17 protein-coding genes are annotated in these 21,257 nt (G+C 64.3%); 8 read left to right on the top strand and 9 right to left on the bottom strand.

Annotated features, from left to right (window positions below; genetic code table 11):
• Positions 1–240 precede the first annotated feature (240 nt).
• The 7 genes from FJ546_RS10915 (at position 241) to FJ546_RS10880 (ending at position 7,000) form a co-directional block, all read left to right on the top strand.
• Positions 241–1,245, top strand: a complete 1,005-nt coding sequence (locus tag FJ546_RS10915) for an ABC transporter substrate-binding protein (RefSeq protein WP_140889342.1) — start codon at positions 241–243, stop codon at positions 1,243–1,245.
• A 12-nt stretch (positions 1,246–1,257) separates the two neighbouring features.
• A complete protein-coding gene (locus FJ546_RS10910) occupies positions 1,258–2,082 on the top strand; it encodes an ABC transporter ATP-binding protein (RefSeq protein WP_140889341.1) in 825 nt (274 codons plus the stop codon).
• Positions 2,069–2,917, top strand: a complete 849-nt coding sequence (locus FJ546_RS10905) for an ABC transporter permease (RefSeq protein WP_140889340.1) — start codon at positions 2,069–2,071, stop codon at positions 2,915–2,917. Before FJ546_RS10910 ends, FJ546_RS10905 begins: the two co-directional genes overlap by 14 nt.
• 4 nt (positions 2,918–2,921) lie before the next feature.
• The gene (locus tag FJ546_RS10900; RefSeq protein ID WP_140889339.1) at positions 2,922–4,223 is read left to right on the top strand and encodes a cytosine deaminase; all 1,302 of its coding nucleotides are present in this window, start codon (positions 2,922–2,924) and stop codon (positions 4,221–4,223) included.
• Complete coding sequence (locus FJ546_RS10895; RefSeq protein WP_140889560.1) at positions 4,223–5,626, top strand: FAD-binding oxidoreductase; 1,404 nt, start codon at positions 4,223–4,225, stop codon at positions 5,624–5,626. The genes FJ546_RS10900 and FJ546_RS10895 overlap by 1 nt, the downstream gene beginning before the upstream one ends.
• A 205-nt stretch (positions 5,627–5,831) precedes the next feature.
• The gene (locus FJ546_RS10885; RefSeq protein ID WP_140889338.1) at positions 5,832–6,413 is read left to right on the top strand and encodes an NAD(P)H-dependent oxidoreductase; all 582 of its coding nucleotides are present in this window, start codon (positions 5,832–5,834) and stop codon (positions 6,411–6,413) included.
• Positions 6,413–7,000 (top strand): NAD(P)H-dependent oxidoreductase, encoded by a 588-nt coding sequence (locus FJ546_RS10880; RefSeq protein WP_140889337.1) that lies wholly within the window; start codon positions 6,413–6,415, stop codon positions 6,998–7,000. Before FJ546_RS10885 ends, FJ546_RS10880 begins: the two co-directional genes overlap by 1 nt.
• Before the next feature lie 164 nt (positions 7,001–7,164).
• On the opposite strand, the gene FJ546_RS10875 is transcribed toward FJ546_RS10880, so the two are convergent.
• From FJ546_RS10875 to FJ546_RS10855, 5 genes are all read right to left on the bottom strand, one after another.
• Positions 7,165–9,612, bottom strand: a complete 2,448-nt coding sequence (locus FJ546_RS10875) for an FAD-dependent oxidoreductase (protein WP_140889336.1) — start codon at positions 9,610–9,612, stop codon at positions 7,165–7,167.
• Complete coding sequence (locus FJ546_RS10870) at positions 9,609–10,790, bottom strand: pyridoxal phosphate-dependent aminotransferase (RefSeq protein ID WP_140889335.1); 1,182 nt, start codon at positions 10,788–10,790, stop codon at positions 9,609–9,611. The genes FJ546_RS10875 and FJ546_RS10870 overlap by 4 nt, the downstream gene beginning before the upstream one ends.
• Positions 10,790–11,689 (bottom strand): homocysteine S-methyltransferase family protein, encoded by a 900-nt coding sequence (locus FJ546_RS10865; protein ID WP_140889334.1) that lies wholly within the window; start codon positions 11,687–11,689, stop codon positions 10,790–10,792. Before FJ546_RS10865 ends, FJ546_RS10870 begins: the two co-directional genes overlap by 1 nt.
• Positions 11,686–14,139: an FAD-dependent oxidoreductase gene (locus tag FJ546_RS10860; protein ID WP_140889333.1), complete on the bottom strand. Its 2,454-nt coding sequence runs from the start codon at positions 14,137–14,139 to the stop codon at positions 11,686–11,688. The genes FJ546_RS10865 and FJ546_RS10860 overlap by 4 nt, the downstream gene beginning before the upstream one ends.
• A 97-nt stretch (positions 14,140–14,236) precedes the next feature.
• The gene (locus FJ546_RS10855; RefSeq protein ID WP_140889559.1) at positions 14,237–14,800 is read right to left on the bottom strand and encodes an XRE family transcriptional regulator; all 564 of its coding nucleotides are present in this window, start codon (positions 14,798–14,800) and stop codon (positions 14,237–14,239) included.
• A 204-nt stretch (positions 14,801–15,004) separates the two neighbouring features.
• Between FJ546_RS10855 and FJ546_RS10850 the strand changes: the two genes are divergently transcribed.
• Positions 15,005–15,709, top strand: coding sequence for a nitroreductase (locus tag FJ546_RS10850; protein WP_181167898.1), 705 nt, complete (start codon positions 15,005–15,007; stop codon positions 15,707–15,709).
• A gap of 73 nt (positions 15,710–15,782) precedes the next feature.
• Here the strand turns inward: FJ546_RS10850 and FJ546_RS10845 are convergent, their stop codons facing one another.
• The 4 genes from FJ546_RS10845 to FJ546_RS10830 all read right to left on the bottom strand — a co-directional run bounded on the left by FJ546_RS10845 (position 15,783) and on the right by FJ546_RS10830 (position 21,256).
• Complete coding sequence (locus FJ546_RS10845) at positions 15,783–17,225, bottom strand: MFS transporter (protein ID WP_140889331.1); 1,443 nt, start codon at positions 17,223–17,225, stop codon at positions 15,783–15,785.
• A 164-nt stretch (positions 17,226–17,389) separates the two neighbouring features.
• Positions 17,390–17,977, bottom strand: coding sequence for a sarcosine oxidase subunit gamma (locus FJ546_RS10840; protein WP_140889330.1), 588 nt, complete (start codon positions 17,975–17,977; stop codon positions 17,390–17,392).
• Positions 17,970–20,963: a sarcosine oxidase subunit alpha gene (locus tag FJ546_RS10835; protein ID WP_140889329.1), complete on the bottom strand. Its 2,994-nt coding sequence runs from the start codon at positions 20,961–20,963 to the stop codon at positions 17,970–17,972. Before FJ546_RS10835 ends, FJ546_RS10840 begins: the two co-directional genes overlap by 8 nt.
• A complete protein-coding gene (locus FJ546_RS10830) occupies positions 20,960–21,256 on the bottom strand; it encodes a sarcosine oxidase subunit delta (RefSeq protein WP_095772970.1) in 297 nt (98 codons plus the stop codon). Before FJ546_RS10830 ends, FJ546_RS10835 begins: the two co-directional genes overlap by 4 nt.
• Position 21,257: the final 1 nt, after the last annotated feature.

The following is a 21,257-nucleotide window of genomic DNA, read 5'->3' as shown; positions in this document are numbered from 1 at the left end:
TAAGGCGGGACGCATCACAGCTTCAAGATGGCGGTGCATGTTGCCGGTGCGATTGTGGACAGGCGTTCAAAAAATAGGCACGATGCCTTCGGTGCAGCACGACCTTTCCGGCTTTCGCAGATGGCTGTGGTGCAGGCGGGCGGGTTCCGGCGCGTGACGCCGGTGGCATGTGTCTTGCTTCTTGAATCTTCGGTGTCGAGCCTGGCGCGTGGCGCCGGAGCAAACAAAGGGTGGTTGTCGATGTACGCAAAACAGAAGATCTCGGTAGCGGTGGTGGCCTTGCTTGCCGCCAGCACGCTGGGTGCCGCGGCGAATGAAAAAGTTACCTTCGGCACCAACTGGCTGGCCGAGCCGGAACATGGCGGTTACTATCAGGCCGTGGCGGACGGCACCTATGCTGCCTGCGGCCTCGACGTCACCATCATGCAGGGCGGTCCGCAGGTCAGCGGCCGGCCGATGCTTTTGGCCGGCAAGATCGATTTCTACATGGGCGGCAATCTGCTGTCGGCCTTCGATGCCGTCCAGCAAGGCATTCCGATGCGCGTGGTGGCGGCCGATTTCCAGAAAGATCCGCAGGTCATCATGTCCCATCCCGGCGAGGGGCTGGACAAGTGGGAAGACCTGAAGAACGCCGACCAATACATACTGGGTGACGAAGGCGTGCAGACCTTCTTCCAGTGGATGGTCACCGCACTCGGCTTCGACGCCGCCAAGCGCGCGCCCTACACCTACAACACCGCTCCCTTCCTCGCCAACAAGAAGTCGATCCAGCAGGGTTACGTCACCTCGGAGCCGTTCGCGGTCAAGAAGGAAGGCGGCTTCGTGCCGAACCAGTTCCTGCTCGCCGACTATGGCTGGGACACCTACTCGACGACGATCGAGGTGATGCAGGACACGATCGACAAGAAGCCGGAGGTGGTCCAGTGCTTCGTCGATGGCTCGGCCAAGGGCTGGTACAAGTACCTCTACGGCGACAATAAGGCCGCCAACGACATGATCAAGAAAGACAATCCTGACATGAGCGACGAGCAGATCGCTTTCTCGATCGGGCAGATGAAGAAGTTCGGCCTTGCCGATTCCGGCGACACCGAGAAACTCGGCATCGGCGCCATGACCGACGCGCGCATCAAGAGTTTCTATGACAAGATGGTCAAGGCCAAGGTCACGCCTGAAGGCATCGACATTTCGAAGGCCTACACGCTGGCCTTCGTCAACAAGAGCGTCGGGCTCGACCTGAAGAAATAGGCCAGCCTGAGCATGATAGGGGAAAAGGTGGCGCGAGCGCCGGCATCGGACGTCGCTCCGACCTTGCTGGCGCTGCGCGGCGTCGGCAAGGTGTTTTCCAACGGCGTGACGGCGCTGAGCGACGTCGACCTGACGATCAGGGAAGGCGATTTCCTCAGCCTGCTCGGGCCGTCCGGTTGCGGCAAGTCGACGGCGCTGCGGCTGATCGCCGGCCTGTCGACGCCGACCTCCGGCCTGCTTGACTGGCGCGGCGGCGGTTCGCTCGACCGCGCCAACATCGGCTTCGTCTTCCAGGAGCCGACGCTGTTGCCCTGGGCCAGCGTCTTCGACAATGTCTGGCTGCCGCTCAGGCTGAAAGGCATTTCCCGCGCCAAGGCCGCCCCGGCGATCACGCAAATGCTGGCGCGGGTGCACCTGACCGGTTTCGAGGACGCCGTGCCTCGGGAACTGTCCGGCGGCATGAAGATGCGCGTCTCGATCGCGCGCGCCATGGTGACCAAGCCGCGTGTGCTGCTGATGGACGAACCGTTCGCAGCACTGGACGAGATCACCCGTTTCAAGCTCAACAACGATCTGCTGGAGCTTTGGCAGGACGAACGCTTCACCGTCGTCTTCGTCACCCACAGCGTCTTCGAAAGTGTGTTTTTATCCAACCGGGTCGTCGTCATGGCGGCGCGGCCGGGCAGGGTGTTCGACGAACTCGCCATCGAGGCGGCCTATCCGCGCGACGAAGCATTTCGCACCTCGCCCGACTATGCAGCCCTTTGCCGTCAGGCATCCGACGTGCTGGTCAATGCCATCAATTCAACAGCGGGCCCGCATCATGACGGTCATTGACGGCACGTTGAAACTCGACCCCGAGGAAGCGCGCCGCGTGCGCCAGGAGCGGCTCGAGCGGGTCGGCCGCTGGGTGCTGCCGCTGGCGATCATGATCCTGGCGATCTGGCTGTGGGACCGCATCTGCGTGTGGAACGAGATCCCGCAATATATCCTGCCGCGCCCCGGCGTGGTGCTGCAGACGCTCCACAACGATGCCGGCCTGCTGTTCTCCTCGCTGCTGGTCACCTTGCGCATCACCTTCCTCAGCCTGGCCTTGGCCGTCATCGGCGGCGTCGGGCTGTCGGTGCTGTTCGCGCAATCGAAATGGGTGGAGATGTCGTTCTTCCCGTTCGCCATCGTGCTGCAGGTGACGCCGATCGTGGCGATCTTTCCGCTGATTAACATCTACGTGAACAACCAGACGACCAAGCTTCTGCTGTGCGCCTGGATCGTCGCCTTCTTCCCGATCCTGTCCAACACCACGCTCGGCCTGAATTCGGTCGACCGCAATCTGCGCGACCTGTTCAAGCTCAATGGCGCGACGCGCTGGCAGCAGTTGCGCTATCTCAGGCTGCCGGCGGCGATGCCGTATTTTCTCGGTGGGCTGAAGATCGCTGGCGGCCTGTCGCTGATCGGCGCCGTGGTAGCCGAGTTCGTTGCCGGCGCCACCGGCCAGTCGTCGGGGCTCGCCTCGCGCATCATCGAGGCCGGCTACCGGCTCAACGCGCCAAGGCTGTTCGCGGCGCTCTTCCTGATCTCGCTGACCGGCATCCTGATCTTTCTCGTGCTGTCGCTGATTTCGCATCTTATCCTCAGGCGCTGGCACGAAAGCGCACTGAAGCAGGAGCGGTAAGGCCTTGATTCCGAACTCAGCTTCATACCAGCTCGCCAACGCCCGCCTTCATCGATCACTGACGTCGGGCCTTGTCGCAACCTACGACAATGACGGTTTCACGCTGGCCGACGTTGCTATTGCAGACGGCAAGATCTCCAGCATTGCGGTGCATGGCAAAGCGAAGGCGCCGACGGAGGCTATCGACCTTGCCGGTCGCATCGTCTTGCCGTGCTTCGTCGACTGCCATACCCATATCGACAAGGGCCACATCTGGCCGCGAAAGCCCAATCCCGACGGCACCTTCATGGGCGCGCTCAACGCCGCCGGCGCCGACCGCGTCTCGCGCTGGAGCGCCGAGGACCTGGCAAAGCGCATGGATTTCTCGCTGCGCTCGGCCTATGCGCATGGTACCAAAGCGCTGCGCACCCATCTCGACAGCGTCGCGCCGCAGGAGGAAATCTCCTGGCCGGTGTTCGAGACGATGCGCGAGGCATGGCGCGGCCGCATCGAGTTGCAGGGCGCCTGCCTGCTCGGCATAGAGGGCGTGCGCGACAAGAAATGGTTCGACAGGCTGGCGAAACGGGTCGCAGCCGCCAAGGGAGTACTGGGCGTCGTCACCTATATGGTGCCGGATCTGGAGGAACTGCTTGACCATGTCTTCGCGCAAGCGATCAAGCATGGGCTCGATCTCGATTTCCATGCCGATGAGACCGACGACATCGCGGCGATCTCGCTGAAGAAGATCGCCGAGGCCGCACTTTGGAACGGTTTCGAGGGCAAGATCCTCGTCGGCCATTGCTGCTCGCTGGCGCGGCAGCTCGACCTCGAGGTTCTGGACACGCTGGACAAGGTGGCGAAGGCCGGGCTGGCGGTGGTGTCGCTGCCGATGTGCAATCTCTATCTGCAGGATCGGCGCGGGGACCAGACCACGCCGCGCTGGCGAGGGGTGACGCTGCTGCACGAGATGAAGGCGAGGGGCATTCCTGTCGCCGTCGCTTCCGATAACACGCGCGACCCCTTCTATGCCTATGGCGATCTCGACATGCTGGAGGTCTACCGCATAGCGACGCGCATCCTGCATTTCGATCATCCGGTCGCCGACTGGCCGCAAGCGGTCGCCGCGACGCCGGCCAAGGTGATGCGGCTTGATGGGCTTGGCACGCTTGCCGCCGGCGGCGATGCCGATTTCATCCTGTTCAAAGGTCGAAGCTGGACGGAATTGCTGTCACGCCCCGAATCGGATCGCATCGTCGTGCGCGGCGGCCGTGCGATCGAGCGGCAGTTGCCCGACTATGCCGAACTCGACGAACTGATGGTGGAATGATGGACGTTTCGGCGCTCAAACGCGATCTCGACGGGCTGAAACTCGACGACAATCCGGCCATCGTCCAGCAGAAGAGCCGTGACTTCTACTGGTACAGCCCTGTGTTGAAACAGCAGCTCGACCATGTCACCGGCGACCTGATCGTGACGCCGAAGACCGAGGCCGAGCTGATCCGTGTGCTCGCCGCCTGTCACCGGCATGGCGTGCCGGTGACGCCGCGCGGCAGCGGCACGGGCAATTACGGCCAGGCGATGCCATTGTCGGGCGGCGTGGTGCTCAATCTTGCCGAGATGAACGAGATAAAGTCGATCGCGCCGGGGCGCGTGGTGACCGGGCCGGGCGCGGTGCTGGCCGATATCGACAAGGCCACGCGCGCGCATTCCGGGCAGGAGCTGCGGCTCTCGCCCTCGACCTACAACACTGCCTCGATCGGCGGTTTCATTGCCGGCGGCTCGGGCGGCGTCGGTTCGATCAATTTCGGCGGGTTGCGCGATTTCGGCAATGTGCTGCGCCTGCGCGTGGTGACGATGGAGGCCGAGCCAAAGGCGCTCGAACTCACCGGCGAGGACTTGCATAAGGTGACCCACGCTTACGGCACCAACGGCATCATCACGGAAGTCGAGATGCCGCTGACCGCGGCCTATGAGTGGGTCGACGTCATTGTCGGCTTCGATGCCTTCATGGACGCGGCACGCTACGGCAATGCGCTGGCCTGCCAGGACGGCATCCTGACCAAGCTGATCACGCCGATCGCCGCACCGGTGCCGCAGCTCTATTTCAAGCGGCACCAGAAGTTTTTCAGGGAAGGGCAAAGCATCTGCGTCGTCATGGTGGCGCAGCATGGGCTGGATGCATTCCTCGCCTTCACCCGGCGCCCCGGCGGCGAGGTGATCTTCAACGCCGCGACGGCGACGCCGGAGGAGAAAAAGGGCCTGCCGCCGGCCTATGAGCTGGCCTGGAACCACACCACGCTGAGGGCACTGCGCGTCGATCCCGACATCACCTATCTGCAGTCGCTCTATCCTTTTCCCAATCAGCTGGCGTTGGTCGAGAAGATGGATGCGATGTTTCCGGGCGAAGTGTTCTCGCATCTCGAATTCGTGCGGCTGGACGGCAACATCACCTGTTTCGGCCTGCCGCTGGTAAAATTCACCACCGAGGCGCGGCTCGACGAGATCGTGCGCCTGCACGAGGACAATGGCTGCCCGATCTTCAACCCGCACCGCTACACGCTGGAGGAGGGCGGCATGAAGCAGACGGATGCCGTGCAGCTCGCTTTCAAGCGCGAGACCGACCCGCAAGGCCTGCTCAACCCCGGCAAGATGATCGCCTGGGAAAATCCGGACTATGACTATCGATCCGGAAGGACCTTCCTGTTCAAGGGGCTGCAGAGGGTGGGATGAGGAGAGGTTTGCGCGCGTCCACCCCCCTCTGGCCTGCCGGCCATCTCCCCTTCAAGGGGGGAGATCAGCTGTTTCGACGCCTCGAATCCACTCCAGCATTGGTGATTGGCGAAAGTCGAAGCGATGGCCAATCTCCTCCCTTGAAGGGGAGAAGCCCGGCAGGGCAGAGGGGGGTGCCTCGCGCTGACCTGCGGGATGTTGTCCCGTGAACATCCTCGTGCTCTACGCCCACCCGGTCGAGACCAGCTTCAATGCCGGCCTGCACCGGTTGATCGTCGAGCGGCTGATGGAGGCGGGCCATAATGTCGATGACTGCGACCTCTATGCCGAGGATTTCGACCCGCGGCTAGTGCGCCAGGAGCGGCTGGATTATCACAACCAGCGCGGCCCCGAGGATCCGGCAGCGCCTTATGTCGGGCGCTTGCTGCGGGCCGAGGCGCTGGTGCTCTCCTATCCGGTCTGGAATTACGGCTTCCCCGCAATCCTGAAAGGCTTCTTCGACCGTGTCTTTCTGCCCGGCGTGTCGTTCAAGCTGGTCGACGGCAAGGTGCAACCGTCGCTGCACAATATCAGGAAGGTCGCGGCGGTCACCACCTATGGCGGCAGCCGGTTCCGCGCCATTGTGATGGGCGATCCGCCGCGCAAGCTGATCAAGCGCATGCTGCGCGCCACAGTAAAGCCCGGCGCGCCGGTGACTTACCTCGCGCATTACGCGATGAACCTGTCGACCGACCAAACACGAAAATCCTTCATGACGAAGGTGGCGGCGAGCATGGATGCATTCTGATGCGGGTCCTCGTGGTCTATTGCCATCCGGTGCCGGAAAGTTTTTGCGCCGCAATCCGCGACACCGCTCTGGATGTGCTCAAGGCAAGGGGCTGGGAGGTGCGGCTGCTCGACCTCTATGCCGAGAAATTCGATCCCGTGATGGGCTGCGACGAGCGGCGCACTTACAACAATCAGGCGCCGCAGGACCCGGCGCTAAAGCCGCATTTCGGGCTGCTCGCCTGGGCCGAGGCGATCCTGTTCGTCTATCCGACCTGGTGGTACGGGCTGCCGGCGATGCTGAAGGGCTGGCTCGACCGGGTCTGGGCGACGGACGTCGCCTTCAAACTGCCGGCGGGCAAGGGGCGGATCACATCGCTGATGACGCATGTCAGCAAGGTCGGTGTCATCACCACCTGCGGCGCGCCGACCTGGTGGAGCGTCGTCGTCGGCCAGCCCGGACGCAAGACCTTGCTGCGCGGCATGCGGGCGCTGTGCGCGAGACGGTGCAGGACGTTCTTCCTGGCGCATTATCTGATGGACGCCTCGACGCCAAAGACGCGGGCGGCGTTTCTGGCGAAGGTACGGATGAAGCTGGAGCGGTTTTGAGGGACTTACCCTCCCCCTTGTGGGGAGGGTCGCGCAGCAAATGCCGCAAAGCGGCTTTTGCGAAGCGGGGTGGGGTCCTCGTAGGGCGCACCCCCGCCCCGGCTCGCAATCCTCGCTTCGCTCCGACCGCGAGCCGACCCTCCACAAGGGGGAGGGTAAGAACGCTACATCCTCGTCCGCTCCGCTTTCGGATCATACATCGGCTTCAGCGAGGCTTCCGCCGCGAACCGCTCGCCGGCGATCTCAATCTTATAGGATGAGGCCAGTACATCCGCCTCGCTCTCGCCCTGGCAGGGCACATAGCCCAACCCAATCGCAGCGCCGAGATGGTGGCCGTAATTGCCCGAGGTGATCGGGCCGACGATCTTGCCGTCGCGCAGGATCGCTTCGTTGTGGAAGAGCAGCGGCTGCGGGTCTTTCAGCCGGAACTGGACCAGCCGGCGGTTCAATCCGGCTTCCTTCTTCTTCAAGACCGCATCGCGGCCGATGAACTCGCCCTTTGCGGTCTTCACCGCGAAGCCGAGGCCGGCTTCCAGCACATTGTCCTCGTCGGTGATGTCGTGGCCGAAATGCCGAAAGGCTTTTTCGATGCGGCAGGAATCCAGCGTGTGCAGGCCGCAGAGTTTCAGACCGACATCCGCACCCGCCTCGTCGATCGCCTCGAAGACATGGGCGGCCTGGTCGGTCGAGACATAGAGTTCCCAGCCGAGTTCGCCGACATAGGTGACGCGGTGGGCGCGGGCCAGCCCCATGCCGATCTCGATCTCCTGGAACGTGCCGAACGGGTTGTTCTCGTTGGAGAAGTCGTTGGGGCTGACTTTCTGGATCAGCTTTCGCGCATCCGGACCCATCAGGCAGAGCACGCTTTCGGCCGCCGTGACATCGGTGATGACCACGAACTCGTCCGCTACGTGTCGGCGCAGCCAGGCGAGGTCGCGCTGCAACGTGGCGCCCGGCACGACGAGGAAGTAGGCCGTATCCGAGAGCCTGGACACGGTGAGGTCGCTCTCGATGCCGCCGCGCTGGTTGAGCATCTGGGTATAGACGATCTTGCCCGGCGCCACGTCCATATCGTTGGCGCACAGCCTTTGCAGGAAAGCGCAGGCATCGCGGCCCTCGACGCGGATCTTGCCGAACGAGGTCATGTCGAACAGGCCAACCTTGTTGCGGACCGCCAGATGCTCCTCGCGCTGGTTGTGGAACCAATTCTGCCGCTTCCAGGAATAGCGGTATTCGCGCTCCTGCCCCTCGCGGGCGAACCAGTTGGCGCGCTCCCAGCCGGCGACCTCGCCGAACACGGCGCCGCGCGCCCTCAGGTGTTCATGCAGGGGCGAGCGGCGCACACCGCGCGATGTCGCCATCTGCCGATAGGGGAAATGGTCGGCGTAAAGCAGGCCGAGCGTTTCGGAGACGCGCTGCCTGAGATAGCGGCGGTTCTTCTGGAACGGCTGGGCGCGGCGGATGTCGACTTCCCAGAGGTCGAACGGCGCTTCGCCGTCATTGATCCACTGCGCCAGCGCCATGCCGGCGCCGCCCGAGGAGACGATGCCAATCGAATTGTAGCCGGTCGCCATCCAGTAGCCCCGCAATTCCGGCGCCTCGCCGAGATAATAGCGGTCGTCAGGCGTGAAGCTTTCGGGGCCGTTGAAGAAGGTATGGATGCCGGCGGTGGCCAGCATCGGCATGCGGTTGACACCCATTTCGAGGATCGGCTCGAAATGGTCCATGTCCTCGGGCAATTGGTCGAAGCAGAAATCCTCACGAATGCCGTCCATGCCCCAGGGCTTGGCCACCGGCTCGAAGGCGCCGAGCATCATCTTGCCGGCGTCTTCCTTGTAGTAGGCGCACTCATCCGGAACGCGCAGCACCGGTAGGCGTGAGAGGCCGGGGATCGGCTCGGTGACGAGATAGAAATGCTCGCATGCGTGCAGCGGAATGGTGACGCCGTTCTGGGCACCGAGTTCGCGGGCCCACATGCCGGCGCAATTGACGACGATGTCGGCCTCGATCATGCCTTGTTCGTCACCCTGCGCCCACGACACGCCGGTAACGCGGCCATTTCTGGTATGGACTTTGGTGACCTTCACATTCTCGACGATGGCGGCGCCGCGCTGGCGCGCGCCCTTGGCCAGCGCCATGGCGATGTTGGCGGGATCGCACTGGCCGTCGAGCGGCAGATGCACGGCGCCGACGACGTCCGAGACGTTGAGATGTGGATACATCTGCTTGACTTCGCTCGGCGAAATCTCGCGCACGTCGACGTCGAAGGCACGCGCCAGCGATGCCTGCCGATAGATCTCGTGCTTGCGCTCCTCGGTCAGCGCAACGGTGATCGAACCGACCTGGCGCATGCCGGTGCCAACCTCGGTCTCGGCTTCCAGCTTGACGTAGAGGTCGGCCGAATATTTCGCCAGCCGTGTCATGTTCTGCGAACCGCGCAACTGGCCGATCAGGCCGGCGGCGTGCCAGGTCGTGCCCGAGGTCAGTTGCTTGCGTTCCAGGAGCACGATGTCGGTCCAGCCGAGCTTGGCCAGGTGATAGGCGACAGAACAACCGGAAACGCCGCCGCCGATGATGACCGCGCGAGCCTTGGTCGGGACGGTCTTGGTCATGCGGCCTCGCGGCGATAGGTGGAAGCAAAACGGCGCAGTCGGGCGGCCGCTTCCTGCAGTACGGGCTCGGGCTGGCAGAGGCTGATGCGGATGTGGCCGGCGGCGGCTTCGCCGAAGCTCGATCCGGGCATCACGCCGACCTTCTCCTGGTCGAGAAGGGCCCAGGCGAATTTTTCGTCGTCGGGTTCGACATCCGATATGTCGAGCATGACATACATGCCGCCTTCGGAACCGCGCACACTGACATTGTTCATGCCGCGCACGGCATCCAGCAGGACGGTCCGGCGCGCCGCGTATCGCTCGGCGATCTCCTTGACGCCGTAACGGTTCTCCAGCGCCTCGGCGCAGGCGATCGAGATGAAGGCCGGCAGGCCGTAGGTCGTCACCAGATTGAGGTTGATGAGCAGCGTGATCATATCCTGCGGACCGGTCAGCCAGCCCATGCGCCAGCCGGTCATGCCATGGCTCTTGGACATGGAATTGATGACCAGCGTGCGCTCGGCCATGCCGGGCAGCGAGCGCGGCGAGACATGCTCGCCGCCGCCCAGCGTCCAGTAGACCTCGTCCGACAGCAGCCAGAGATCGTGCTCCCTGCAGATTTCGGCCAACTGTTCCAGCCGCTCGCGCGAATAGACCGCACCCGTCGGATTGTTCGGCGTGTTGATCAGGATGGCGCGCGTGTTGGGCTTGAGGGCCGCGCGGATCATGTCGGCGCGGGGTTGAAACCCATCCTCGGCCGGCGTCTCGACGACGGTGAAACTGGCGCCGGCGGCGCTGAACGTGTTGGGATAGGTGGCATAATAGGGTGCCACCACGATGGCGTGATCGCCCTGGTCGAGAACGGCCTGCACGGCCGCATAGAGGGCGGCCTGGCCGCCCGGCGTGGCGATGACTTGATCAGGCGTCGTCTCGACGCCGGTGCAGGCGCTGGAGGCGGCCGCCATCGCCTGGCGCAGGCGCGGCAGGCCGGGAAGCGGGGTGTAGTGGTGGTTGCTGCCGCGAACCGCGGTCACGCAGGCCTCGATCGTTTGCGAAGGCGTGTCGAAATCGTGGTCGCCGACCGACAGCATGATGATGTCTTCGCCGGCTTCCTTGCGGGTCCAGGCGGCGAAATGAACCTCCCAGCCATCCTTGCCCGAAGGCACGATGCCGGAAATGCGAGACGATGGTCTGGGCATCATTGAACTCCCGAGATCTGGTAGCCGGCCTGTTCGAGCCCGCCGCGCAGTGCGGCGATATGGGCGGGGCCGACTTCGCAGCAGCCGCCGACGATGTCGGCACCTGCCTGCACCCAACCGATCGCTTGCTCGGCATAGGCGTCCGGGCCGAGGTCGTGGCGGGCGTGCAGCACATCGACGGTACCGCCGTGCTTCAGCGCCTCCGTGGAGGTGAAGCCATTGGCATAGGCGCCGACCGGGCCGCCGAGGTCGATCAGTTCAGGCAAGGCGGCGGCGATCGCTTCCGGCCGGCAGCAGTTGAGCAGCCGCGCCGCTATCGGCAGGCCATCGAGCGCGCTTGCCGCGGCGGCTATTGTTTCACCGCTGCGCAGCCGCGGCGCGCCGTGATCGGCGAGCGTCCACGACACCCAGACCGGCTTGCCGCTTTCCGATGCCGCGGTGACGGCCGCGCGCGCCTCATCGGCAGAGGCCATGGTTTCGCAGAGGAACAGATCGACGCCATCCGCCTGCTCGGCGACGATGCGGCGGTAGATGTCGAGCGTCTCCTGGTAGGAGATGGTCAGCGCCGGCGCGTAGCTGCCGAAAAGCGGCGACAGGCAGCCGGCGATCGCTGCCTCGCCGGCTTCGTCACAAGCCTGCCTGGCCAATTCGATGCCGCGCTTCTGCAACGGCTTGAACAGGTCCTCGGCCCCCTCGCGCGCCAGGCGTTCAGGTGTCGCGGAATAAGTGTTGATGGTGATGACGCGCGCGCCAGCGCGGATGAATTCGGCATGCAGGTCGCGCACCAGATCGGGTTCGTCGATCAGGACCCTGGCCGACCACAACGGCGTCGGCTCGGATCTGCTGCGCCGGACCAGTTCCTGGCCCATGCCGCCATCGGTGAGGATTACATTCTTCATGCGCGCAGCCTCTCGTTTCTGGGATCCCAGAGCGGCTCGTCCTTCTGCACGACCGCCTGGAAACGATCGCCGAAGATTTCGACCTCGACGGAGGTGCCGGGCTCGGTCAAATCCATCCGCAGCATGCCGAGCGCGATCGACTTGTCGATGCGATGGCCCCAGCCGCCTGACGTGGTCTCGCCGACGATCTCGCCGCCATGCCACAGCGTCGACATGTAGGGCGCGTCGCAATCGCCGGGGTTTTCGACGACCAGCGTGACGAAGCGCTTCTTCACGCCTTGCTGCTTCTCGTTCTGAAGCGCGGCCTTGCCCCGGAAATCGGGCTTCTCCCATTTCACGAAGCGCTCGAGCCCGCCCTGCAGGATGGAATAGTCGGTCGACAGATCGCCCTTCCAGGTGCGGTAGCCCTTCTCCAGCCTGAGCGAATCCAGCGCGTACATGCCGAACGGTTTCAGCCCGTGCTTCTGCCCGGCGGCCCAGATGGCGTCGAAGATGGCGGCGGTGTCGCCGGTCTTGGTGTGGATTTCCCAGCCGAGTTCACCGGCGAAGGAGACGCGAACGAGCTTGGCCCAGCGGCCGGCTATCTCAGTTTCCTGATGTGTCAGCCACGGCAGAGTGAGATCGGCGTCGCAGACATCGGCCAGGATTTTCCGCGAATTGGGGCCGGCCAGGATCTGGGTGGAATAGTCCTCGGTCCGGTCGGTCAGGGTGAAGGCCGCATCCCCGGGCATGCGCGATTTCAGCCATTCGAAATCATGCCATTGCGCGACCGCCGCGGTGATCAGCGTCATCTCGTCATCGCCGTGGCGAACGACCGACATTTCGGTGACGATGCGGCCCTTGTCGTCGGCGAAATAGACAAGGCCGATGCGGCCGGGCTTCGGCACCAGGCCGGTGACCTGCAGGCTCAGCCATTCGGCGGCGCCTGGGCCTTCGAGGTTGAAGCGCGAGAAGCCGGGCAGGTCGAGGATGCCGGCGGCGTCGCGCACGGCCAGGCATTCTTCGCGCACGCGCTCTTGCCAGGGTCCGTCGCGACGGAAGGTCAGTGTTGCTTCCTCGGAAATGTCGTCGCCGGGTTGCGCGTACCAGGTGGCGCGTTCCCAGCCATTATAGGCGTCGAAGCGACCGCCGAGCGCCTTTGCGCGATCGTGGATCGGCGAAAGCTTGCGGTCGCGCCCTTCCGGCCAGGCATGGCGCGGGAACTGGATGGCGTATTCATTGCCGTAGATTTCCATACCTTTGGCGACGCAATAGTCCGGCGCCGAGGCGAAAGATGTGAAACGGCGCGGATCGCAGGACCACATATCCCATTCGGTCTGGCCCTGGGTGATCCATTCGGCCAGCACCTTGCCGGCGCCGCCGCCCTGGGCGATGCCGAAGGTGAAGACGCAGGCCTCGAAGGCGTTGGGCACGCCGGGCATGGGGCCGATCAGCGGATTGCCGTCCGGCGCATAGGGGATCGGTCCGTTGATGACCTTGGACAGGCCGGCCGTACCCAGGATCGGCACGCGGGCGACGGCGTCTGCCAGGTAATGTTCCAGCCGGTCGAGATCGTCGGGGAAGAGCTGGAAGGAAAAATCCTCCGGCATCGGATCGTTGCGATCAGCCCAATGCGCGCGGCAATTGCGCTCATAGGGGCCGAGATTCATGCCGGCCTTTTCCTGGCGAAGGTAATAGGACGTATCGACATCGCGCAGCAGTGGCAGTTTCTTGCCCTGTTCCTTCGACCAGGCGGCGAGTTCGGGGATTTCCTCGAACAATATGTACTGATGGCTCATAACCATCATCGGCACTTCGCGACCGAACATCCGGCCGACTTCGGCGGCACGGTAACCGGCGGCGTTGACAACGATCTCGCAGCGGATCTCGCCCTGCGGCGTGGTGACCACCCATTCGTCCTTCTCGCGGCGCACGCCGGTGACAGGACAGAAGCGGATGATTTTCGCACCCAGGTCGCGCGCGCCCTTGGCCAGCGCCTGGGTCAATTGCGCCGGGTCGATGTCGCCGTCGCTCGGGTCATAGAGCGCACCCTTCAGGTCGTGCGTCTCGATGAAGGGATAGCGGCGCTTGATCTCGTCGACGCCCACCACGTCGATATCCATGCCCTGATAGCGGCCCATGCCCTTGGCGCGCTGGAATTCCCGCATGCGCTCTTTCGTATGGGCAAGGCGCAGCGAGCCGGTGACGTGGTAATTCATGGGATAGTCGACCGCGTCGGCCAGCCCGCGGTAAAGCTCGGTCGAATAGCGCTGCATGTTCATCAGCGACCAGGACGAGGAGAAGGTCGGCACATTGCCGGCGGCATGCCAGGTCGAGCCCGATGTCAGCTCGTTCTTTTCCAGGAGCACGCAGTCGGTCCAGCCCGCTTTGGCGAGATGATAGAGCGAGGAGGTGCCGACGACGCCACCTCCGATGATCACCACGCGCGCCGTGCTCGGCAAACCCGCCATGTTCTTCTCCCAGAAATGAAGCGCGTTGCGCTTCCTTTTTTGTTGTGATGCATGTCGTTATCCCAAAACCGCTGCACACTTTTGGGCGACATGCATGTCAATAAACCGGTGGCGAAACCACCCAGATGACAACCGCCGGCTCGGTGCCTGGATTGCGCCAGCGATAGGGCTTGCCTTCGAAGCGGAAGGAATCGCCTTCGCCGAGCCGGTGCCAGACGCCCGCAATCTCGATCTCGAAAATACCCGAGGCGAGATAGCCGGCTTCCTCGGTCGGCCGCATCTGCTCGGTCTTCATCTCCGCGCCCGGCGCGAAGATCGAGCGCACCATCTCGAAACTACCACCGAGATCGGGCGACAGGAGTTCTTCCACCAGGCCGGATTCGCTGGTGCCAAGCGTGCGGCGCCTGCCGGCGCGCACCACCACGCCGCGCTCGCTTTCGACCGGCACGTCATGGCTGAAGAACAGGCTGATCGGCACACCGAACAGTTCGGCGAACGCCCTGAGGTCGCTGAGCGACGGCGTCGACAGGCCGCGTTCGACCTGGCTGACCCAGCCGACCGAACGGCCAAGCTTCAAGGCGATTTCGGCGAGCGTCAGCCCGCGTGCCCGGCGCAGCGCCCTGATATCGCCAGCCAGCACGCGTTCGTCAGGTCCCTGCAATGTTCGCGCGGTAGGAGACGCCAAAACGCTCACTTCATGAAAAATTCAATCCGAATTTCATGAGAAATCAAGCTCATGAAAAAATCAAGTAGATTTTCACCAATGCTCAAGATTTGCTTGCAGGATTTTGACGGTTCATGCAAAGGCTCCGCCGCGAGCGGCGAGTGGGGACGTCCGATCGACGCTATGGCGAAGGGACGGCCCATGTTGGAAAAGAAGGCTCGAATCGAGGATGAGGCCGAGATCGTCGACGAGGCGATCATGTCGCGCCGTTCGGTGCGCGCATTTCTGCCCGACATGGTCGACGACAACACCATTCGCGATATTCTGGTGGTTGCGGCACGCGCTCCGTCCGGCACCAACATGCAGCCATGGCGGGTCTACGTTACTAAGGGCGAGACCAAGCAGCGGATCTCGGACGCCGTTCTGAATTCCGGTATCCGCGCCGAAAAGGCCGACTGGGACGAGTATCGCTACTATCCCACCCAGTTCTTCGAACCTTATCTGACGCGGCGACGCGCCAACGGTTTCGGCCTTTACGGCGCGCTCGGCATCGGCCGCCGCGAGGTCGACAAGATGCGTGCCCAGCACGACCGCAACTTCGTCTTCTTCGACGCGCCGGTCGGCATGATCTTCACCATCGACCGCCGGCTCAACCAGGGCTCGTGGATCGACTACGGCATGTTCCTGCAGAACATCATGGTCGCTGCGCGGGGCAGGGGCCTGCACACCTGCCCGCAGGCCGCCTTCGCGCCCTATCACCGGCAGATCCGGCCGGTGCTCAACATTCCCGACGAGGAGATCGTCGTCTGCGGCATGGCGCTCGGCTATGAGGACATCTCCAAGCCGGAAAACGCCTTCCGCACCGACCGCGTGCCGCTGGAAGAGTGGGTGACGTTCAGCGAATAGCTCCGCCGGCGGTTGACTTTCTCTTGCGCATGCCGTTGTCCCAAAACCGCTGCACACTTTTGGGCGACATGCATTATTCCGTATTCAGCTGTGCGCCGTGACCGCTGACATGGGCGCCGTCCTGCGGCGTCAGCTTGAAATAGGCAAGCAGCGCGCAGAGCGTGATGATGCCTTCGATCGCGAACAGGATCCGGAAATCATTGGTCACGGCAGGCCCGCGGCCGGCCAGAAACGACAGCATGGCCGCCGCCAGGCCGACGCTGACCGCCACCGCCAATTGCCAGAGGATGTAGTAGAGCGCGCTGAAGCGGGCGAGCTGGTCGGGGGCGATGTCGGAATAGGCGAGGTTGCCGGTCGAGGCCCATTGGACGGACCGAAAGACGCCGAAAGCAAAGATATAGCCAAGCACGATCCACACCGGCGTCGCCGCCTGCATCAAGGCAAAGCCGGCGACCATGGCGGCAACGACAGGCGTGTTGAAGATCAGGACACGGCGGAAGCCGAACCGGTTGAGGACGCGCGGCATGAAGAAACGCATGATCACCGAGCCGAGCGCGGCAACGAAGGTCAGCGATCCCGCCTGCACCGCGCTCATGCCGAAGCCGAGCTGGAACATCAGCGGTAGCAGGAAGGCGACGGAGCTCAGCCCGATCGTGTCCAGCCCGCCGCCGGTGAGGAAGGAGATGCGGAAGGTGCGGATGCGCAGGAGCTTGAGGTCGAGCAGGGGATTTGGCACGCGCAGGCAGTAGAGCGAGGCTATCGACAGGATGACGACCGCCAGCGCCAGTTCGCCGGCGATCATGCCGCCGGCGGCGTCCTTTGCGGCAAGCGAGTCCATTCCGAACACCAGCAGGATCATGCCGCTGCCGACCAGCAGGAAGCCTGGAAAATCGAACCGCGTGCGAACGGGCCTGGTCACGGTCGGGAACAGCGAGGCGGCAAGGACCGCCGCCGCCAGCGCGAACGGCACGTTGATGAAGAAAATCCAGCGCCAGGAAATGTAGGTGGTCAGCGCTCCGCCTACGAGCGGCCCGACCAACGGCCCGGTCTGGCTGGCGACCGAGATATACATGTTGATCTTCAGCGTCCGGTTGCGCGGAAAACTCGACAGGATGACGACCTGGCCGAGCGTGCCCATCAGCGCACCGCCAAATCCCTGCAGCGCGCGGGCGCCGACCAGTGTCCAGATGTTATCAGACAGGCCGCAGAGCGCCGAGGAGGTGGCGAACACCAGCAAGGCAAAGCAGTAGACGTTGCGCAGGCCGAAGCGGTCTGCGGCCCAGCCGCCGAGCGGCATCGAGATGATCAGGCTGGCGACATAGACAGTGATCAACAGGCCAAGCTGGCTCGGTGGGCGGGCAAGGCTTTCGCCGATGCCGGGCAGTGCCGTCACCACGACATTCTGGTCGAGGCTGGTCATGAACACGCCGCAAGCGACCGTCAGCGGTAGCAGGAGCAAGGCTCTGGCTGACACATCGGCGCGATCCGTGGCGCCGGCGGATAGTTCTGCGGTCATGGAGATGTTCGAACCAAACGAATTTGCCGAGCCTGAGACGGGATTTTTATCCCTTGGGCCGATCTGGCGGCCACGTTTTCCACAATGGCCACCCGCGGTGCGATTCTCTAGCGGCAGAAACGGCCGGCATTGAGGCCAGAAGCAGCCCCTTTGGGTCTCACCGCCTACTGCACCTCGTAGCCGACTTCCTCGCTGGCATGGCAGAGCGCCTTCCAGAACGAAAGTGCGAAGGAGCGGAAGACGTAGATGTCGAACTGGTCGGCGCTGGTGCGCTGGATCTGGGCGAAGACGTCGTGATGGGCGGTCGAGCGACCGGCGCCGACGGGGAAGGCCGGCAGCGCGAAGTCGATGGCGAAGAATTTCGCCAGCACCCACTCGGCCTTCGGCCCGGCGATGCGGATCGCGGTGCATCCGTGCGAGAGGTCCGTCACTGTGCCGATGGCCGGTGTCACCGCCTTGGCAAAAGCCGCGGTCAGCCCTTCGGCCTCGTCGGCCACGGTGAATTTTCCCGGCGCGAAGCCGAACACCGATTTTACGCCATCGCTCGAGCCGCCGCCGGCGCCGTCGGGCAGCGCCAGCCCGGTGACAGTGCGGATGGCAGCGATCAGTTTCTTCTCCTCGCCCGGCCAGGCGGCGAGCTGCACGATCGAGCCCGGCCTTGTCTCGGTCAGCAGGATCTCGATGCCATGCTCGAAATTGCCATGCGAGCCGACATGAAACGCCGGCTCGAGGGGGGATTGGCGCTCAACCATGCATGCGGGTCCCTTCCGGATCGTAGAAATGGTTGGAGACGATCTCGACCGGCCCGAACCTATTGCGCAACGGATCGGAGACATGGGCGCGGGTGCCGTGCCTGGCCTTGCCGCCCTCGACCAGCGCCAACGCGATGTGCTTGCCGAGCGCCGGCGAATAGCAGCAGGCGGTGATGTGGCCGATCGAGCCGTGCGGATTGGCTTCGTCCAACGCCTCGACAATGTGCGCGCCACCGTTCAGCGGCCGGTTGTCCAGCGCGATCAGGCCGACCAGTTCCAGGCGGTCGGACGCGATCAGGCCTTCGCGATCCATCATGGCCGAGCCGATGAACGGCTTCTTCTTCGACAGCATCCAGTCGAGATGCAAGTCGCGCGCCGTGGTGCGGCCGTCGATCTCGGCGCCGGTGACGTGGCCCTTCTCGATGCGCATCGTGCCCAGCGCCTCGAGCCCGTACGCGACCAGCCCGAACGGCTTGCCGGCTTCGATCAGCGCTTCCCAGACATGGGTGCCGTGGCCGGCGCCGGAATAGACCTCGAAGGCCATTTCGCCGGAGAAGGAAAGCCGGCAAATCATCACCGCCACGCCTGCTATCTGGCCATGGACGATGCCCATGAAGGGCAGCGTCGCATTGTCGACCGCGGTGCCGGTGACGCAGGCGGCGAGGATCTGCCTGGCTTTCGGGCCGCCGATCGCCGCACCCGCCCATTCGTCGGTCACCGAGGTGACGTGGACCTTGAGGTCGGGCCAGATCACGTCGAGGAAGTATTCCAGATGCTGCATCACCTTGCCGGCGTTCGCCGTGGTGGTGGTCATCAGGAAATCCTGTTCGCCGAGCCGCCAGGTGGTGCCGTCGTCGAAGGCGAAGCCGTCCTCGCGCAGCATCAGCCCGTAACGCGCCTTGCCGACGGCGAGCGTCGAAAACATGTTGGTGTAGACGCGGTCGAGGAACGCGGCGGCGTCAGGGCCCTGCACGGCGATCTTGCCTAGCGTCGAGACATCGACGATGCCGGCACTTTCACGCGTCGCCTTGGCTTCGCGCACATAGGCCTGCTCGATCGTTTCGCCTGAAAGCCCGTAGATCATCGGCCGGTACCAGAGGCCGGCGGAATACATGGTCGCGCCATTGGCGAGGTGCCAGTCATGCATCGGCGTCAGCCGTTCCGGCTTCAGGTCGCCAAAGCGCTCCGCCGCCAGCGAGCCGATCGACACCGGCGCAAAGGGCGGCCGGAAACGCGTCGTGCCGACTTCCGGGATCGGCTTGCCCAGCGCCTCGGCCATGATGGCCAGGCCGGGAACATTGGAGCTCTTGCCCTGGTCCGTGGCCATGCCGAGCGTGGTGTAGCGCTTGAGATGCTCTACCGAGACGAAGCCTTCGCGGTGCGCCAGCCGGACATCCTCCGCCGTCACGTCATGCTGGAAGTCGACAAAGCTCTTGCCCTTGGCCCTGATCTCGAAGACAGGCGCCGGATCGGGATCTCCGTGGACGGCTTCGACCGCGGGCAATGCCGCCGGCGTGCTCGTTCCACCGGCCGCTGCAAGGCCGGCGGCGCGGCCTTCGGCGATCGCCTCGGCCGTGGAAAAACTGCCGGTAAAAGCGCCGGCTCCGATCCATTGCTGCGCCGGCTTCGGCGGCAGGAAGGCCTGGCGTGCGGCATTCCATTCCGCTTTGGCGCCGGCCTGGCTGGCCAGATGGATGGTCGGCGACCAGCCGCCCGACATCAGCAGGCAGTCGGCATGGATGCTACGCTCATCGCCGGTGAGCGCGCCGGTGACCATGTCGAAACGCTGCACCTTGACGCCGGAGAGCGCCTTGCCACCCTCGGTGGCGACGACGGCGTGGCCGGCAAAGATCTCGGCCTCGGCCTCCGTGGCCAGCTTGCGCATCTCTGGCGAAAGCTCGGACCTGACGTCTGCGATGGCGACGACCGCCGCACCGGCCTTCTTCAGGGCGATGGCCGCGCGATAGGCGCTGTCATTGTTGGTGAACAGCGCGATCCGCTCGCCCGGCAGCACGCCGAACTCGTTGGCATAGCGCTCCGCCGCATGCGCCAGCATCACGCCCGGTCTGTCATTGCCCGGGAAGACCAATGGCCGTTCGAAGGCGCCGGTGGCCAGCACCACGGATCTGGCACGGATCGCCCAATAGCGATGGCGCGGCTCGCCCTTGGCGGGTTGTTCCTTGTGGTCGCTGACCCGTTCGAGCGCGGCAAGCGTGTTGTTGTCGTAATAGCCCCATACCGTCGTGCGCGGCAAAAGCCGGACGTTGTCGCGACCCTCGAGCTGGGTGACGGTGCGGCGCGCCCAATCGGCTGCCGGCGCGCCATCGATGGTTTCGTCCGACCAGTTGGTCGAACCGCCAAAACGCGGCTCGAGATCGGCCAGCATGACGCGCGCGCCCTGATCGGCGGCCGCCTTGGCGGCCATCAGGCCGGCCGGCCCGGAGCCGACCACCAGCACGTCGCAAAAGGCGTTCATGCGCTCGTAGCGGGCGGGATCCTTCGCTGATCCGGCGCTGCCGAGACCAGCGGCGCGGCGGATGAAGTGCTCGCAGAACATCCAGAAGCGCGTGCCTTTCAGCGGACCGATCACCGGTCCCATGAAGGTCTTGTAGTAGAAGCCGGCCGACAGGACCTTGCCGCCGAGCTGGTTGACGGCATGGATGTCCCAGGCGAGCGAAGGGAAGCGGTTCTGGCTGATCGCCACCAGCCCGTCATGGATCTCGACCATGGTCGCTGGAATGTTAGGCTCGCGCACCTCGCCCTTCAGCACCGTCACCAGTGCATTGGGCTCCTCCACGCCCGCGGTCAGCAGGCCGCGCGGACGGTGGTATTTGAACGAGCGGCCGAAAAGCGTGACGCCCTTGGCCAGGAGGGCGGAGGCCAGCGTGTCGCCGGCATGGCCGGTATAGGCAACGCCGTCGAAGCTGAAGCGGATCGTCTTCAGCCGGTCGATGCGGCCGCCGGTGTCGGTGCGGCGCGGGCTCATGCCTTGTCCTCCGCCTTGCGGCGCGCGGCCGAGGCATGATCGCCGCGCACGAAGGCGACGCTCGAAATCTCATGCGTCAGCGTGTTGCGCACGACGCGCAGATGCGCGCGGCAACCGCCGGAATGCTGCCAGATCTCATTGTGGTCGCCGGCCGGGTTCAGCCGGTCGTAGACATAGGCGTTCCACGCCTCGAAATTCTGCGAGGCCGGGTCGGGACGTTCGCGGTTGCCGTCACCCTGATAGGTGAATTCGATGACGTCGCGCGGGCCGCAATAGGGACAGGTGATCAACATC

The organism is Mesorhizobium sp. B2-4-19, from assembly GCF_006441315.1.
Lineage (GTDB): Bacteria > Pseudomonadota > Alphaproteobacteria > Rhizobiales > Rhizobiaceae > Mesorhizobium.
The sequence above is the reverse complement of the archived record's forward strand: the minus strand, read 5'-3'. Positions and strand labels throughout refer to the sequence as shown.

What these genes read in the sequence shown, in the direction of transcription:
- FJ546_RS10915 (WP_140889342.1), top strand. Translation starts at nt 241, where the DNA reads ATGTACGCAAAACAGAAGATCTCGGTAGCGGTGGTGGCCTTGCTTGCC.
- FJ546_RS10910 (WP_140889341.1), top strand. Translation starts at nt 1,258, where the DNA reads ATGATAGGGGAAAAGGTGGCGCGAGCGCCGGCATCGGACGTCGCTCCG.
- FJ546_RS10905 (WP_140889340.1), top strand. Translation starts at nt 2,069, where the DNA reads ATGACGGTCATTGACGGCACGTTGAAACTCGACCCCGAGGAAGCGCGC.
- FJ546_RS10895 (WP_140889560.1), top strand. Translation starts at nt 4,223, where the DNA reads ATGGACGTTTCGGCGCTCAAACGCGATCTCGACGGGCTGAAACTCGAC.
- FJ546_RS10880 (WP_140889337.1), top strand. Translation starts at nt 6,413, where the DNA reads ATGCGGGTCCTCGTGGTCTATTGCCATCCGGTGCCGGAAAGTTTTTGC.
- FJ546_RS10875 (WP_140889336.1), bottom strand. Translation starts at nt 9,612, where the DNA reads ATGACCAAGACCGTCCCGACCAAGGCTCGCGCGGTCATCATCGGCGGC.
- FJ546_RS10870 (WP_140889335.1), bottom strand. Translation starts at nt 10,790, where the DNA reads ATGCCCAGACCATCGTCTCGCATTTCCGGCATCGTGCCTTCGGGCAAG.
- FJ546_RS10865 (WP_140889334.1), bottom strand. Translation starts at nt 11,689, where the DNA reads ATGAAGAATGTAATCCTCACCGATGGCGGCATGGGCCAGGAACTGGTC.
- FJ546_RS10860 (WP_140889333.1), bottom strand. Translation starts at nt 14,139, where the DNA reads ATGGCGGGTTTGCCGAGCACGGCGCGCGTGGTGATCATCGGAGGTGGC.
- FJ546_RS10850 (WP_181167898.1), top strand. Translation starts at nt 15,005, where the DNA reads ATGTTGGAAAAGAAGGCTCGAATCGAGGATGAGGCCGAGATCGTCGAC.
- FJ546_RS10845 (WP_140889331.1), bottom strand. Translation starts at nt 17,225, where the DNA reads ATGACCGCAGAACTATCCGCCGGCGCCACGGATCGCGCCGATGTGTCA.
- FJ546_RS10840 (WP_140889330.1), bottom strand. Translation starts at nt 17,977, where the DNA reads ATGGTTGAGCGCCAATCCCCCCTCGAGCCGGCGTTTCATGTCGGCTCG.
- FJ546_RS10835 (WP_140889329.1), bottom strand. Translation starts at nt 20,963, where the DNA reads ATGAGCCCGCGCCGCACCGACACCGGCGGCCGCATCGACCGGCTGAAG.
- FJ546_RS10830 (WP_095772970.1), bottom strand. Translation starts at nt 21,256, where the DNA reads ATGTTGATCACCTGTCCCTATTGCGGCCCGCGCGACGTCATCGAATTC.